Raw genomic sequence first — 15,590 nt, 5'->3', positions numbered from 1 at the left:
AATGAATATTCAGCTTGGATATGAATTTATGGCTGATTTCATTGTGGGTGTTAATTCAAACCAATCATCATAATTCATCTCAAATTCCTTTAAATGCTTAAACTCATTTGACATTGGGATATTTCGATAATCAGCCTTATAATGCTCAGCATTATCTACGATATCGCATATCCCTTTAGCAATATATAGCACTTCTTTTTCTGTCATTGTTGGGTGTAGTGAAACCCGAACCCATCCTGGTTTGACGTAATAATTGCCTTTATCAATTTCATTCGTAATCAAACGGGAGTTAGATTTATTAATATTTAACAAATAATGACCGTACGTACCTGCGCATGAACAGCCGCCCCTTACTTGAATTCCATGAACATCATTTAATAATTTCACTATTAATTGGTAAGACAGACCATCAACATAAAATGAAATAATCGGAAGACGATCTTTTTTCTGCTTCTCAAAAAGAATTATTTTCCTGTTTTTATTTACTTGATCAAAAAACAGATGTAGAAGCTTATTGTCTTGGGCTTTCATATATTCAATGCCCATTTCCTCTTTAAGCCGAATCGATAACGCGGTTTTAATCGCCTGTAAAAAACCTGGGGTTCCCCCATCTTCCCGTTCTTCTATATTGAATAAATACGATTTCTCTCCCCATGGATTTGTCCAGTTTACTGTACCTCCGCCGGGTCTGTCAGGGACAGCGTTTTCATATAGATTTTTATCCATAATGGCTACCCCCATTGTACCTGGTCCGCCTAAAAATTTATGAGGGGAGAAAAAGATTCCATCCAATTTTTCTAATGGGTTTTCTGGGTGCATATTCATTTTTACATAAGGAGCTGAGGCTGAAAAATCAATAAAGCAAATGCCTCCATATCGATGCATGACTTCTGCTAATTGATAATAGGGCGTTTGAATGCCTGTTACATTTGAACAAGCAGTGAAAGCGCCAATTTTCAACGGTCTATCCTTATATTTTTGGATCGTTTTTTCCAATATGGCAGGGCATACGTCTCCAGACTCATTCGGAGGCAATACGACAACATCAGCAATCGTCTCTTCCCAGCTTACATGATTAGAATGATGCTCCATGTGAGTAATAAAGACAACTGGTTTAGGAAAAGTTAAAATCTCCTTTAGATTTCGATATCTTTCATGAAGAGTTAAACCCAAAATTCTTTGAATTTTACAGACGGCTCCAGTCATTCCTGAGCCTTCAAAAAATAGAACATCATTATCAGAAGCATTGACATGAAGTTTGATAATCTGTTTTGCTTCTTCGTAAACTCTTGTCATGCTTTTTCCTGTTATATTTGTTTCTGTATGTGTATTTGCAACAAATGGACCGAATTGGTGCATAAGCTTCTCTTCTATTGCTTTATAAAGTCTGCCACTAGCCGTCCAGTCCGCGTAATAAATTTTCTTTTTTCCATATGGAGTGTGAAATACTTGATCGCAGCCAATAACTTGTTCTCGAAAAAATTGAAAATGCTTGTCTAAATTGATCATGTTCTCATCCTCTCAACTTAAAAAAGCGAATCGCAAGAACATAACGATTCGCTCTTTATATTGTTAAGCGTTCAACTTGTGGGAATTTCCACTATACTTTTCGTTTTTCTTTTCTTCTTGTTCTTTTAATTCTTTATACCAAAGTTCATGATGATGTTCTGCGTACTCTTTATCCATATATCCTGAAGCCATGGCATTGAAGGAAGCTCGCTCATGTGGATGGAATACAGTCAAATAAATATGAACAAAGAAGAACAAAGTTAATAACACGGCAGAAAGGTCATGAATAAAAATCATATATAAACCTGCTGTTGCAGTAAACCAGCCAAACCACAAAGCAAAGCCAGAAACGGCTAAAAGAATACCACAGATGACAGCAAATAAATAGTACATCTTTTGACCAGAATTATACTTTTCTTGTGGAGGCATATCACCGCCTCCGACAAAGTAGTGCTTTGGTGCTACTTTTAGCCAACCAAGATCCCTCTTTTTCCATTTAAAAGCGCCCAAAAAACCAAATCGTTTCTTTGAAAAGATAAAGTAAATAATAGGTGCTACCACAAACATAACGGCACCAATGCGATGCATAAGTCTGACAACATACCCAGCTTCATTCACTAATAATGCAGATGTACCTTCGAAGAAAACTGCATACCCTGTAAGCAAAGCCATTACAAAGCCCACGGCCACCGTCCAGTGCATAATCATGTCTGAACGGTTATAACGTTTTACTAATTTTTTTCCTTGCTTACTCATCCCCTTCGCCTCCATTTTGTGAATGATCTTGCTGGTTTTCATCTTTATTGTACGTTGCAGATGAAACAATAAAGTTCGCCAATAGTCCTACAGCTGTTGCTCCCATAAATAATTGCGTTACAGGTTTTAAAACATCTTTACGGAAACCAATTAACTCATTTGTTTTAGGTTGAGCAGGCAAACCGTACGTTTCAGGGTCTTCTGTTAACACATAGATGTAGTGTGTTCCACCCATCAATTTATCCCCGTAAACATTCGCTTTCGGAAATCTATCTTTAATTCTAGCTACACGGTCATGAGCTTTCTTAACAGCGGCATCCCATGTATCAAATTCTAAGCAATTCGTCGGACAAGTCTGAACACAAGCTGGCATTTCCCCATTTGTCACTCGGTCCTGACAGAAATCACATTTATTCATGCGCTTATTCCCAGTTAATGAATCCGTCTCATACCGTGGAATATCAAATGGGCAGGCTTTTGAACAGTACGTACAGCCGATGCACTTCTCGTTTTCAAACCCTACAAAACCATCACTATGAGTAAATAAGGCATGTGATGGACAAACCTCTACACATGGTGCTTCTGAGCAATGCATACATTGGTCTTTGCGAATTAACCAATCCATAATACCTGTTGACTCATCATATTGCTCCGTAAATTTCATCAACATAAGCGTGTTGACTGAACGGTCTGCTGGATTTTGATAAGTCCCCGGGACTTTAGTAAATTCAGTCGCCGGGAGATTATGCCATTCCTTACAAGCTAGTTGACAAGCTTTACAGCCTGTACAAAGTGAAGTATCAACCAAGATCGCTTTATCATTTCCTCTAGCCATGGTTATTTACCTCCCTTTGTGACATTACAGCTGCATGCTTTATATTCTGGAGTACCTGTATTTGGATCAGCAGCTGAGTTCGTTACTTTATTAATAGACTCACCGTGGACTAATCCTTTATAACCCCAACCCCATGGCACACCAACAACTTCAACATCCCTGCCGTCAACCTTCAAGGTTTGGATCCGATCCGTTACCATCGCGTCGATCGTAACTTCACCCCGAGCAGTTGAAATTGTAACAGGATCTCCTGATTTTACACCAATTTTTTTTGCAAGGTTTTTACTGATTTCGGCGAAATTAGATGGCATCAGCTCATTTAATTGAGGTGTATTACGTGTTACACCACCTGATAGGAATTGCTCCGTCACCATGTAAGTCGTCAATACATATGGATAATCCTTTGCTTCACCAGTTTTTTGGAACTCTGGTACCTCCAATGTACGCATCATTGGATTAGATTGCTGTGTAAACATCGGATTCTTCACTGGTGATTCGATTGGCTCATAGTGAACAGGTAGAGGTCCATCGCCAATCCCACCTTCTGTAATAACAGGAGCCACTTTAAAAATATTTGGATCATATCCTGGGTTAAGCTCAATTTCAGGTGCATCTTTTTGCAGATGTTTATACACGGTACGGAATAGTGCAGCTTTTCCTTCACCGGTTGAAAATACTTTACTGCCTTCTGGTGTATCTGGTGCTTTGTCTTTCGCAGCAACGTGCAAAATATCGTTTCCAACCCAGCTCGTGCCATCCCACCAGACTAGTGCTCTGTCCTTGTCCAGGGGCTGTCCATTTTTATTTACGGAACCACGATTCCATAGAACACGAGTATTACCCGGCCAAGCAAATGTCCAATTAGGATGAATACCTAAACCACTTGGATCAGAATTATCATGACGTAAAGAGTGATTTCCTTCTTCCGTAATAACCCCTGTGTATAAACCAGCTAAACCAGAAGACACCGTTCCTGGTTCTGCTTTCTGAATTTGCCCACTCGTATTTAATAATTTTCCAGTTGTTAAATCATAGCCATTCATTTCTTTAAGGACTGCTTCCATGTCGATTCCATGACCTTTAGCTGGATAATCCCATGTTAAGTCAAGAATTGGTTTATCTTTCGGATCGCTGCTGTTTGCATATAATTCTCTTACTTTATTCATTATTTCATAGAGAATATCAGCATCTGGCAATGCTTCTCCTGGAGCTGGAACGCATGCATGTTTCCCTTGAACCCAACGAGCAGAGTTTGTCATCGTTCCGTCTTTTTCGAAGGCCATCGCAGCTGGCAATAGAAGAACTTCTGTTTTAACATCTTTCGGATCAAGGTCTGGGTGCTGCCAGAATGAAGACGTCTCCGTTTCAAAAATTTCCCCAACAACTAACAAGTCTAAATTGCTTAAACCATTCCAAACCATATCTAAGTTTGGCGTACTAACAGCTGGATTCTGTGCAAAAATGAAGCCCATCTTAAATGCCTTTTGATTCAGCTTTTCAAAAATCGGTACATAGTTAGCAGCTGAATTTTTGGAACTACGCTTTGGAATATTATGATAGCCAAATTCGTTTTCCGGTGTGGCTTTATCTCCATACCAAGCTTTTAATAATGAAATCAATTGCTTACTCTTCGATGTTCCGACTGCTTTTACATAATCATTTAACGTTGGAAGCCCATCTGTTGGAATAGGTAAATATCCTGGTAAAATATGTGCCAAGCAAGCCATATCTGTTGAACCTTGAACATTCGGCTCCCCACGGTTCGCATTAATACCGCCGCCTGCTTTACCCATGTTACCAAGTAGCATTTGAATAATCGCATACATTCTGATTCCTTGTACACCTACTGATTTTTGCGTCATGCCAAGTGCGTATAGAATCGTTCCTGGACGATTGTGAACAAACGTCTCAGCAACAAGTTTCACTGTTTCAACTGGCATTCCTGTAATTTCAAAAGCTTTTTCAAACGTATAATCTTTAAAATGTTCCTTCAATTTCGTTAAGACGCTATTCGGATCACTTAGAGAATCTGCCTTAAGCGGAAATCCCTTTTCATCAAGTTGATAGGTCCAAGTTTCTTTGTTGTATGGAGCTCCCTCTGTATATCCTGAGAACAATCCATCATGGAAACTAAAGTCTGGATTTACTTTATATTGGGCATTTGTATGCTCTAAAAGATAATCTTCGTCATACAACTTATTATCTAGAATGTATTTCACAATCGCACCTAAGTATCCAATATCTGTACCCGGACGAACAGGTGCATAAATATCAGCTACTTTTACTGTACGATTAAATCTTGGGTCAACCACGATTAATTTTGCACCACGTTTTTGTGCTTCTAAAACCCAGCGCATTGCAAAAGGATGACATTCAGCTGTGTTATTCCCACCAATTAAAATGACATTTGCATTTTTCATATCTGTAAAGCTATTCGTCATTGCACCACTACCAAATGAAGGGGCTAAACTAGCCACCGTAGGAGCGTGTCAAACTTCGGCCTGGTGAGTATAATTATGTATCCCTAAAGCTCGGTTAAATTTCGTATAAAGATAAGCTTCTTCATTATCTATTTCAGCACTTCCTAGGCTGAAAATACCGTCTACACGATTAACCGTTACTTCTTTTCCATTGATGTTAACAGTTTTAGTGATCGTTTCTTCACGAACCTCTTTGACTTTATTTGCAATTTTGTCAATCGCTTCTTCCCAAGAAATCGGCTCCCATTTATCGCTTCCTGGTTTTCTAACGAGAGGATGCGTTAAACGCAACTCTGAGTTTGGCATTTCTTTAAGCGAACGTCCTTTTGGACATAATGCTCCCTCATTAATTGGATGGTCTTTTAAACCCTCCGTAGAAATAACACGATTATTTTTCACCTTTACTTCTATTCCACAACCCACGGAACAAAAGTGGCAGATCCCATAAGCAGACGTAGCACCAGCAGTCATTAGTGGAAACGCTTTCTCAACATCCTCCGACTTAGCACTAGCCTTCTTTTCTGCCAAGGCTGTTGCAGCTACAGAAGCTGCAGTGAACTTCATAAAACTACGCCTTGTTAGTTTTGGCATATTACAATTCCCCCTCTTACAAAAGCTTTAAGCCTTAAAAAATATTAATATGTCTTTTCAGGCATATATTGATTAATAGGATAAACAAAGCTCCTGTTAAGCTAGATTCTGATTCATATCGCTTCTTAAATTACAATAAAATTGGGGTTCTAAGTAATTAAGGGGATAGCGATAAAAATCATAGCCTAGCGTAAAACTAATATATGTCACACAAGACATATATTAATCAAAAGACATATTAAACATAATGATATTACTAATAAACTACATTTTTAGATGTTAGTTTTGTCACATTAATTGTGACTAATTTACGAACTATTATATACAAAAGAAAAAAAGAGCTATAAAACAGCTCTTTTTCGATTCATAGATAGTTAAAATGTCACTAATCATTCATATTTATTCAACAATTACACGCCAGCCAAATGGATCAGGCAAGGTTCCGTTTTGAATTCCTGTTAATGTTTCATACAATTTCTTTGAAATAACGCCGGTTTCCCCATTGTTAATTGATAACTTTTCATTTCTCCAAAAAAGCTCACCGACTGGAGAAATAACAGCTGCGGTACCAGTTCCAAATGCTTCTTCCAATAGTCCTGATTTATACGCCTCAAATATTTCATCCATTGATATTTTTCGTTCAATGATCGGCATATTCCAATGTTTTAGTAGATTAATAATTGAATCTCTCGTTACCCCTTCAAGAATGCTTCCATTTAATGCAGGTGTAATAATCTCACCATTTATTTTGAAGAATATATTCATACTGCCAACTTCTTCAATATATTTCCTTTCTTTCCCATCTAGCCATAATACTTGAGAATACCCTATTTCATTAGAAACTTCTTGCGCCTTCAGACCTGCGGCATAGTTTCCAGCTGTTTTAGCATTACCTGTTCCACCAGCGACAGCACGAACGTATTCAGTCTCAACTGCGATCTTTACAGGATTAATTCCTTCTTTATAATAGGCTCCAACAGGAGACAAAATGATGATAAATGAATAGGTTAAAGAGGGTGACACGCCTAAATGAGCCTCAGTCGAAATAATAAATGGACGAACATAAAGTGATGTTCCTTCAATATTAGGGATCCAATCTCTATCAATTGAAATTAATTTCTTGAGTGCTTCTAACGCGAAATCTTCATCAATTCCCGGCATGCATAAGCGTTCACTTGAACGATTCATACGTTCGAAATTCTTATTCGGTCTGAAAAGAAAAACTTGCTCATCTTTCGTTAAATAAGCTTTAAGACCTTCAAATACTGTTTGACCATAATGAAAAATGACTGCAGCAGGGTCTAAAGTTAAAGACTGATATGGTACAATTCGAGCATCATGCCAACCTTTTCCCTCTGTATAATCCATGATAAACATATGGTCTGTGAAGGTTCTTCCAAACTCAAGTTTATTAAATGCCGGTTTTTGTTTTTTGGATGTTGTTAATGTAACTTCAATTTGATAGTCTTTCATCTTACTTGCTCCCTGTCTACTTTTGATATTTATATAATTTTCAAATAATGAATGTAATAGTTATTATCCGCCAACTAATAGTCTTTGTCGAGTGAATTTTCAATTTTTTTTAAAATAATCGGTCATATAAAAAGCAATTGGTGAATGGCCAATTGCTTCATTATGATAAAGTGTTTTGCATTATAATTTAACCCTTTGAAGACGCAGTGCGTTAAGAACAACCGAAACGGAACTAAATGCCATTGCGGCTCCTGCAAGCCATGGCGCAAGAAACCCTATTGCTGCGACCGGAATTCCGATTGTATTATATCCAAATGCCCAAAATAAGTTTTGCTTAATATTACGAATCGTTTGTTTGCTCATATAAATCGCATCTGCAATACTATTTAAGTCTCCTCTAATTAGCGTAATATCTGCTGCCTCCATCGCAACATCTGTCCCAGTACCAATTGCCATCCCGATATCCGCAAGGGCTAAAGCAGGTGCGTCGTTAATGCCATCACCGACCATCGCAACCTTCTTCCCTTTTTCTTGAATTTTCTTAATCTCAAGTGCCTTTCCTTCTGGTAGCACCTCAGCAATGATATGATCAATCCCAGCTTGATTTGCAATTGCTTTTGCAGTTAGCTCATTATCGCCAGTTATCATAATGACATCAAGTCCCATATCTTTTAAACGTTTAATTGCATGTTGTGATGTATCTTTAATTGTATCAGCCACCGCAACAATTCCAGAATATTTCCCATCTATTGCTGTAAGCATGGCTGTTTTCCCTTGTTTTTCAAGATAAGTCATCTCTTCTAGCACATTATCTACGTTAATATTAAATTTCTTCATTAAACGACGTGTTCCGATCAGGACTTCTCTACCTTGAATAGCTGCCTTTATACCATGACCTGGAATTGCTTCAAAATGACTAATATCCTTAAATGGAATTTGCTTTTCTTTTACACCGTCAACTATTGCTTGTGCAAGAGGATGCTCAGACTGCTTCTCTGCAGAACCAATCAATGATAAAAATTCTGCTTTTTCAAGGTCTGTTATTACATCTGTTAAAATAGGAGCTCCATTTGTAATCGTTCCTGTTTTGTCAAGGACAACCGTGTCAATTTGATGTGTCATTTCAAGATGTTCTCCGCCTTTGAATAGAATTCCGAATTCTGCAGCACGACCAGACCCTGCCATGATCGATGTCGGAGTGGCGAGTCCTAATGCACATGGACAGGCTATGACAAGCACAGCAATTAGTTTTTCAAGTGCTTCTGCGAAATCACCTGGAGAAACAAACATGTACCAAATAACAAAAGTGATGACTGCAATCGTAACAACAATAGGAACGAAAATACCTGAAATATAATCAGCCATCCTTTGAATTGGTGCTTTCGAACCTTGTGCTTCTTCAACAACTTTAATAATTTGTGCAAGGGCGGTATCTTTCCCAACCTTTGTCGCTTTTACTTTTAAAAAGCCATTTTTATTAATGGTTGACCCGATAACTTCATCACCAACCGTCTTGTCTACTGGAACACTTTCACCCGTGATCATCGATTCATCTATAGCAGATAAACCTTCTAGAATGATTCCGTCAACAGGTATTTTCTCACCAGGTTTTATTAAGACGATATCACCTGCTAGCACTTCTTCTAGCGGAACTTCCATTTCCACTTCATCACGCATGATTAAAGCCGTTTTTGCTTGCAATCCCATCAGCTTCTTAATAGCTTCAGATGAACGTCCCTTTGCTTTCGCTTCAAAGAGTTTACCAAGAATAATTAATGTGATTAGAACGGCACTTGTTTCGAAGTAAAGACCAACTGAATGTGTATTGTCCCTAATTGTTTCAAATGCTAAATACACACTATAAAAATAAGCTGCTGACGTCCCAAGCGCGACTAGAACATCCATATTCGCACTTTTATTTTTCAATGCTTTATATGCTCCGACATAAAATTGCTTCCCAACATAAAATTGGACAGGTGTTGCAAGCGCCATTTGAACCCACGGGTTCATCAGCACATCTGGAACATACAAAAAGGATGTAAAACTAAAGTGCGCAACCATTGTCCAGAGTAAAGGAAGCGATAAAATTAAGGAAATCATAAACTTCCTTTGCTGAGATTTTATTTCTTGTAAACGATGATCGGCCGTTTTGTCTTTATCTTCATTTACTATGCTCGCACCATAACCGAGCTGCTTTATCTTTTCAATCATATCTTTCTGTGAAATGGCTAAAGGATTGTATTCGATAGTAGCTTTTTCTAGTGCTAAATTAACGGTTGCGTGATTGACACCTTTCATTTTGTTAAGTCCTTTTTCGATCCTTGTTGAACAAGCAGCACATGTCATCCCTGTAAGAACGAGTTCGGTTTTATCTGTAACAACATCATAGCCTAAATTTCTAATTTTTGTTTGAATATCTGCTGCTTCGATTGTAGCTGAATTAAATTTGACTGCAGCTTTTTCAAGAGCTAGATTGACATTGGCTTCCTCTATCCCTTCCATTTTATTCAAAGCTTTTTCAATTCGAGCAGAGCAAGCCGCACATGTCATCCCTGTCACTTGAAATTGAGTTTCAATGATCTTTTCACTCATATTAAAAACCCCTTATACCTATAGTGGGTATATTTTATTTTAAAAAAGAGCGTGCTAGCAATAGCATAAGCACGATCCTTATTATTATTTTATTGCGATTAAAATACAAACTAACTTCAAATACCATTGGCTTTCTACGCCGGATTAATTTACATCATATCCTTGATCATCTATTGTTTCTTTAATTTTATCTAAAGAAACTTCAGAAGCGTTGTATTCAACGTCTACTGTGCCATTATTTAAATGAACCTGTACACTTGCAACTCCTCGCAATTCACCAACACTACCTTCAACTGCTTTTACACAATGACCGCAAGACATTCCTGCTACTTTTAATGTTGCCTTTTCCATTATTTATCCATCTCCTTATTTTTTCATTAATTTTTGTATCGTCACTAAAAACTCATCTAATACTTCTGTATCGCCTTCTTGAAGTCGATCAACAACACAACCTTTAAAATGACCTTCGAGAAGAATTTTAGCCACACTGTTTAATGCGGATTGAGTAGCAGAAATTTGGGTAATCACATCATCACAATAAGTATCTCTTTCAATCATTCCTTTTATCCCGCGGATTTGTCCTTCAATTCGATTTAAACGGGTAACAAGATTTTTCTTCACTTTTTCAGAATGATGGCTTTTTCTGCCACTTCCAGATAAACAACAGCTTTCTTCCTCGATAAAGTTTGTGTTATTTTCTGATTCGGTTCCCATATGGTCCCCCTCCTCAATTTTCATTATATTATACCCCTGTATGGTATGTAAAGAGAAGAAAATCATTATCATATGACTTTTTTGTGAACTCTTTACTTAAACCATCCTTTTTCTTTTGATTGAGTGATGGCTTCAATTCTGTTTTTTACTTCAAGCTTGTCTAGTATTTGAGAAATATAGTTTCTTACAGTTCCTGTTTTTATACGAAGCTCATCAGCAATTTCCTTCGTATTCTTCCCATCAGCAACTAATCCCAAAACAGCTTTTTCACGCTCTGTTAACGGATTTTCCTCACTATATACATCATCCATCAGTTCAGGAGCATACACTCGCCTGCCAGTCATAACGGTTCGAATGGAGCCTGCTAGCTCTTCACTTGGACTATCTTTTAACAAATACCCTTTTACCCCGGCTTTAATTGCTCTTTGAAAATAGCCTGAGCGCGCAAATGTAGTTAAAATAATTACTTTACAATCATAATTTTGTAGTTCTTCAGCTGCTTCCAACCCACTTTTTTCTGGCATTTCTATGTCCATCATACAAATATCTGGTTGCAGCTTTTTTACTAAAGAAATGGCTTCTTCACCATTACTCGCTTTCCCTACAACCTCCATATCCTCTTCCAAATTAAGTAATGAACCTAATGCTCCCAACATCATTCGCTGATCTTCAGCAATGACAATTCGAATCATTGAAGCTCCTCCTTTTCTATCTGCCTTACTACACTTGGTATTTTCATCTTAATAGTCGTTCCACTATTTGAAGAAATATTTAAGGTTCCATTTACAAATTCGAGGCGTTCCTTCATTCCTTTAATCCCATTCCCTTTTGACAAATCATCGTCTTCGGTTATCCCTATTCCATTATCACTAATAACCATACTAATCGCATTAGGTGTTTGCTCAATTTTTATTTCACATATTGTGGCACGACTATGCTTGACAATATTCGTTACAGCTTCTTTTAAACACATACTAAGGATATTTTCAAGAAAAACTGAAACATTTGTCAATTTCATTTCACCATCAAATTTATATTGTATCTCAGCTGCTTTTAAAATTTGTTTAATTCGTACAAGCTCTTCCTTCACACGAATTCCACGCATTTGCGAGACCATTTTTCTAACTTCATTTAAAGCTGTCCTAGCTGTTTGTTGTACATCTTTCATTTCACTACGAGCTTGTTCTGGATCTTTGACAACTAACTTTCTTGCTAAGTCACTTTTAAGTCCTATCAGAGAAAGCTTCTGACCTAGTGTATCGTGTAGGTCGCGTGCAATTCGTTGTCTCTCCTCCTGCTTTACAAGCTCTGCTATTCTTTTATTTGCAACCTCAAGCTGGGCTTCGAGCTTTTCTTGTTTTTTCTTATTATAAAGGTTAAAAGGGAGAAGAATAATACTAATCCAAATAATGATAATAAACGGCAATTGCTTTAAAAATAACTCATCCTTAAGAACAAAGTTATAATTAATTGAAATGGTCGTACACACTAAGTGAATAATATATAAGATGAGGAAAGCAATTCGATTTTTTATATTCCCATTATAATAAGCAATATAAAAAGCAAAATAGACAAATTGAAAAAGAATCGTCATGGCCATCGAAATGGCGATAAGAATCCCCGTCCATAAATAGACCGCCCATTTTTTCGAAATAAAGGCAAAACGGTAGGATATAAAAAATAAAATTGTCAGAACAATGCCGACAATTACTTCAATTGTGGAAGAAGATTGAAATATGAAATAGAACGGTAAAATACTAACAACACTCCATATATATGGAGATATACCAGAACTTTTTAATATGGCTAATTTACTTTTTAGCATCTTAAAAAACCTCTTTAGGAAGGAAGTACAAGAAGTGGCAACAGATTGCTCCTTACTGTACTTCCTCTATGAGAATTATTGTATTGAACTTGGTGCTAATTTTACCACAATCTCATAATAAATGTTACTAAATCAACGTACAATGCTTTGCTTTGACGTTAAATCAGCCTTATTATTTTGGCGCAAATAAGCTAAAGCCTCTTTATAACCAACAAATTTATTATTTTGTTCATCCCAAAGGCGAAATTTAAGCGATTGTAAACTAGTCGCTAATGTAACAGTTGGAACATTCTTTAAAGGGTCTGAATTATTATGAGCCTCTTCAAGCTTATAGTTTGGCACTCTTGGACTTAAGTGATGTACATGATGATAGCCAATATTACCCGTAATCCATTGCAACGGTTTTGGAAGTTTATAAAAAGAACTCCCTTCTACTGCCGCTTTCACATATTCCCAATTTTCATCAGCCTCGAAGTATGAATCTTCAAAAGTATGCTGCACATAAAATAACCAGATACCAGCTGCTCCAGAAATTAGAAAGATTGGTGCTTGAACAAGAAGGAATGCCTCCCAACCAATTAACCAGCACAGTAAACTATATAGTGCAACAATACAAATATTCGTTAAATAAGTATTTAAACGCTCATTCAAGCGTGCTCCTTTTCTGTTAAAACGATTTTTTATTAAAAAATTATACATTGGACCTAGTCCAAACATTATGAATGGGTTCCGATACAAACGATATGCAAGACGCTGTATTCGTGTTGCAGCCACATACTCTTCAACGGTTAACATCCAAATATCACCTGTTCCTCGCTTATCTAAATTACTACTTGTTGCGTGATGAACAGAATGATCGTGCTGCCATTGACTAAACGGAAAGATTGTGATGACACCAGTAATGGTACCAATTATTTTGTTAGCTAGTCGATTTTTCAAAAAGGAATAGTGACAACAATCATGAAAAATAATAAATATGCGTACTAAAAAACCTGCAGCAATAAGGGCTAAAGCCAAAGTTAACAAATAGGAAATGGCCAAGCTTTTATATGCTAAAAACCAAATTACGATAAAAGGCACAATCGTATTGAATAACTGTATGATACTATCTTTCGTATTTGCTTTTTCATACGGAGCCATCTGTTTTCTTAATTTTAATTGTTTTTCTTTTGTCATATCATCACTATACCCTTCTATCATTTTTATTTTAAGAATATAGAAAGGGTGCATGTATGTTAAGACATACGTGTCATGTATAAACAATGATAAATGTCATGGTTAACATCATATTCAAGTTACTTATCATTCTTATAACAATAAAAAAAGCAGGAGGTAATTTCCCTCCCACTTAAGAAAATATATTTTTTATGCTTTCAAACAAATTTTTAAAGAAATCTGAAACTGCTTGAAGAAAGCCTTTATCTCCAACCGCCTCTTCTATTCGTTGTTTTATATCTTTTGAAATATCATCAAGCTGGGATTGTACATTATCAAAGTTAATGTTAAGACCACGCATTTTCTCAAATAAATCAATGAGTAATTGCTTATCTTGGTCGCTTAAATTAATCTCTAATGCTTTTACTTGCTCGTTAATAATTTTTTCAATATCCTCTTTCGTAGCTGGTTTCTGTGATGCGATGTCCTTTTTTATTTCTGTTAAAAGCTCCGTTATTTTATCTTGATCTAATCCATCTTTTTTAGCTAATTGTGTTGCAAGACTCAATTCCTGATTCGCAACCTCAGTATGCTCCTTATTTAATTCATTTCCGTTTCCTTCATCATAAGCTTTGTAAATGCCAACTAATGCGGAATGACCGCTTACCTTTACAGGTGAGGCAACATCTACAATCGCATCTTTAATCCCTGCGGTTAATAGGGCATTTGCGTACATTTCATCTGTTACTTCTGTAATATTATTAGGTGTAACTTGATTTATCTTTAGACCTTCACCCGCTTCTTTCCTCGTGATTTTTGCAGATGAATACATATTTGCGCGGGCGTCACCTTTAATATATGTGACAAGATCATCCCCAGTTACCGTTATTTCAGTTACCTTGCTTGTGTCTTTTACTCCTAATAATTTTCGCACTTCTTCTTTCTGCGAAGGAGATAATGCAGCACCGTAAACGACAATCGGCATTCCAAACTTCTCGTTTACACTATCATCATCACTATCTCCATTTGATGCGAGAACATTATTGCCCAAGCTGAAAGTTAAGGTGAAAATTGCAGCAATGATGACAACTTTCAATAGATCTTTAAATTTCTTCATCCTTTGTTTCCCCCCAATTATCTATCTTCTTTAACTTCGGCTGCTAATTCGAAAAGAAAACGATAGATTAGCTTGCAAACATCGCCTATGGACATATTTTCACTAAAGCTTTCAACTCCGTTTAATGCGAAGTTAAGCTCCCATAAACCATCCCCTTGATTAAAGAGAACACTATATTTAACTTCTTTTTCTAATAATTTATTAAGCTTCTGCTTGATTTTTCCTTCTAACTTTTTTGGAAGCTTTAAACCTAACATCGCTTCATATGTATGAAAAACATCATCAACCTCGATACAAATCGAATCTACACCAATCACTGCAAATGAATCTGATTCAATATAAATGAATTCATCAATATGACTATTTAAATAACTTATTTTTTCATCTAAAAAATGCGCTCCTTCAACAGCAATCATCACTTCTGTTTCTTTATTGCATCGTTCAATATATGAGACTGCAAAACTAGAAACGTGATCAATATCCGTATTTATTCCCTCTTTTGCATTTTCTTTATGTATCATTTCTATCTTCTCTCCATTTCAA

General features: G+C 36.7%; 14 protein-coding genes. All 14 read right to left on the bottom strand.

The features are described from left to right. Positions 1 to 9: 9 nt before the first annotated feature. On the bottom strand, positions 10 to 1,509 hold the full coding sequence (locus KDN24_RS12040; protein WP_409972684.1) for an aminotransferase class V-fold PLP-dependent enzyme: 1,500 nt from the start codon (positions 1,507 to 1,509) through the stop codon (positions 10 to 12). A 63-nt stretch (positions 1,510 to 1,572) separates the two neighbouring features. Next, positions 1,573 to 2,265: a formate dehydrogenase subunit gamma gene (locus KDN24_RS12035; protein WP_409972683.1), complete on the bottom strand. Its 693-nt coding sequence runs from the start codon at positions 2,263 to 2,265 to the stop codon at positions 1,573 to 1,575. Then, positions 2,258 to 3,100, bottom strand: coding sequence for a 4Fe-4S dicluster domain-containing protein (locus KDN24_RS12030; protein ID WP_409972682.1), 843 nt, complete (start codon positions 3,098 to 3,100; stop codon positions 2,258 to 2,260). Before KDN24_RS12030 ends, KDN24_RS12035 begins: the two co-directional genes overlap by 8 nt. 2 nt (positions 3,101 to 3,102) lie before the next feature. Further along, positions 3,103 to 5,541, bottom strand: a complete 2,439-nt coding sequence (locus KDN24_RS12025; RefSeq protein WP_486303959.1) for a molybdopterin-dependent oxidoreductase — start codon at positions 5,539 to 5,541, stop codon at positions 3,103 to 3,105. A 48-nt stretch (positions 5,542 to 5,589) separates the two neighbouring features. Continuing rightward, the gene (locus KDN24_RS12020; RefSeq protein ID WP_486303958.1) at positions 5,590 to 6,171 is read right to left on the bottom strand and encodes a molybdopterin-dependent oxidoreductase; all 582 of its coding nucleotides are present in this window, start codon (positions 6,169 to 6,171) and stop codon (positions 5,590 to 5,592) included. A 399-nt stretch (positions 6,172 to 6,570) separates the two neighbouring features. After that, entirely contained in the window at positions 6,571 to 7,644 is a 1,074-nt protein-coding gene (locus KDN24_RS12015) for a branched-chain amino acid aminotransferase (protein ID WP_409972680.1), read from the bottom strand. 180 nt (positions 7,645 to 7,824) lie between these two features. After that, positions 7,825 to 10,236 (bottom strand): heavy metal translocating P-type ATPase, encoded by a 2,412-nt coding sequence (locus KDN24_RS12010; protein WP_409972679.1) that lies wholly within the window; start codon positions 10,234 to 10,236, stop codon positions 7,825 to 7,827. A 144-nt stretch (positions 10,237 to 10,380) separates the two neighbouring features. After that, a complete protein-coding gene (copZ, locus tag KDN24_RS12005) occupies positions 10,381 to 10,587 on the bottom strand; it encodes a copper chaperone CopZ (protein WP_409972678.1) in 207 nt (68 codons plus the stop codon). A 15-nt stretch (positions 10,588 to 10,602) separates the two neighbouring features. Beyond that, positions 10,603 to 10,950, bottom strand: a complete 348-nt coding sequence (locus tag KDN24_RS12000; protein WP_409972677.1) for a metal-sensitive transcriptional regulator — start codon at positions 10,948 to 10,950, stop codon at positions 10,603 to 10,605. Between the two features lie 92 nt (positions 10,951 to 11,042). Beyond that, positions 11,043 to 11,642, bottom strand: a complete 600-nt coding sequence (locus tag KDN24_RS11995) for a response regulator transcription factor (protein ID WP_409972676.1) — start codon at positions 11,640 to 11,642, stop codon at positions 11,043 to 11,045. Continuing rightward, positions 11,639 to 12,775 (bottom strand): sensor histidine kinase, encoded by a 1,137-nt coding sequence (locus KDN24_RS11990; protein ID WP_409972675.1) that lies wholly within the window; start codon positions 12,773 to 12,775, stop codon positions 11,639 to 11,641. The genes KDN24_RS11995 and KDN24_RS11990 overlap by 4 nt, the downstream gene beginning before the upstream one ends. A gap of 132 nt (positions 12,776 to 12,907) precedes the next feature. After that, complete coding sequence (gene desA / locus KDN24_RS11985) at positions 12,908 to 13,951, bottom strand: Delta(5) desaturase DesA (RefSeq protein ID WP_409972674.1); 1,044 nt, start codon at positions 13,949 to 13,951, stop codon at positions 12,908 to 12,910. Between the two features lie 172 nt (positions 13,952 to 14,123). Beyond that, complete coding sequence (locus KDN24_RS11980; protein ID WP_409972673.1) at positions 14,124 to 15,047, bottom strand: DUF1002 domain-containing protein; 924 nt, start codon at positions 15,045 to 15,047, stop codon at positions 14,124 to 14,126. A 17-nt stretch (positions 15,048 to 15,064) separates the two neighbouring features. Continuing rightward, entirely contained in the window at positions 15,065 to 15,568 is a 504-nt protein-coding gene (locus KDN24_RS11975) for a branched-chain amino acid aminotransferase (RefSeq protein ID WP_409972672.1), read from the bottom strand. Between the last annotated feature and the right edge of the window lie 22 nt (positions 15,569 to 15,590).

Origin of the sequence: Cytobacillus sp. Bva_UNVM-123 (assembly GCF_046351715.2) — a bacterium.
GTDB lineage: Bacteria > Bacillota > Bacilli > Bacillales > Cytobacillaceae > Cytobacillus.
Note: the sequence above shows the minus strand (reverse complement) of the source record. Positions and strands in the feature narration are given on the sequence as shown.

Bases quoted from the DNA above. Each gene is read 5' to 3' on its own strand.
- KDN24_RS12040 (WP_409972684.1), bottom strand. From the start codon at position 1,509: ATGATCAATTTAGACAAGCATTTTCAATTTTTTCGAGAACAAGTTATT.
- KDN24_RS12035 (WP_409972683.1), bottom strand. From the start codon at position 2,265: ATGAGTAAGCAAGGAAAAAAATTAGTAAAACGTTATAACCGTTCAGAC.
- KDN24_RS12030 (WP_409972682.1), bottom strand. From the start codon at position 3,100: ATGGCTAGAGGAAATGATAAAGCGATCTTGGTTGATACTTCACTTTGT.
- KDN24_RS12025 (WP_486303959.1), bottom strand. From the start codon at position 5,541: ATGACGAATAGCTTTACAGATATGAAAAATGCAAATGTCATTTTAATT.
- KDN24_RS12020 (WP_486303958.1), bottom strand. From the start codon at position 6,171: ATGCCAAAACTAACAAGGCGTAGTTTTATGAAGTTCACTGCAGCTTCT.
- KDN24_RS12015 (WP_409972680.1), bottom strand. From the start codon at position 7,644: ATGAAAGACTATCAAATTGAAGTTACATTAACAACATCCAAAAAACAA.
- KDN24_RS12010 (WP_409972679.1), bottom strand. From the start codon at position 10,236: ATGAGTGAAAAGATCATTGAAACTCAATTTCAAGTGACAGGGATGACA.
- copZ (WP_409972678.1), bottom strand. From the start codon at position 10,587: ATGGAAAAGGCAACATTAAAAGTAGCAGGAATGTCTTGCGGTCATTGT.
- KDN24_RS12000 (WP_409972677.1), bottom strand. From the start codon at position 10,950: ATGGGAACCGAATCAGAAAATAACACAAACTTTATCGAGGAAGAAAGC.
- KDN24_RS11995 (WP_409972676.1), bottom strand. From the start codon at position 11,642: ATGATTCGAATTGTCATTGCTGAAGATCAGCGAATGATGTTGGGAGCA.
- KDN24_RS11990 (WP_409972675.1), bottom strand. From the start codon at position 12,775: ATGCTAAAAAGTAAATTAGCCATATTAAAAAGTTCTGGTATATCTCCA.
- desA (WP_409972674.1), bottom strand. From the start codon at position 13,951: ATGACAAAAGAAAAACAATTAAAATTAAGAAAACAGATGGCTCCGTAT.
- KDN24_RS11980 (WP_409972673.1), bottom strand. From the start codon at position 15,047: ATGAAGAAATTTAAAGATCTATTGAAAGTTGTCATCATTGCTGCAATT.
- KDN24_RS11975 (WP_409972672.1), bottom strand. From the start codon at position 15,568: ATGATACATAAAGAAAATGCAAAAGAGGGAATAAATACGGATATTGAT.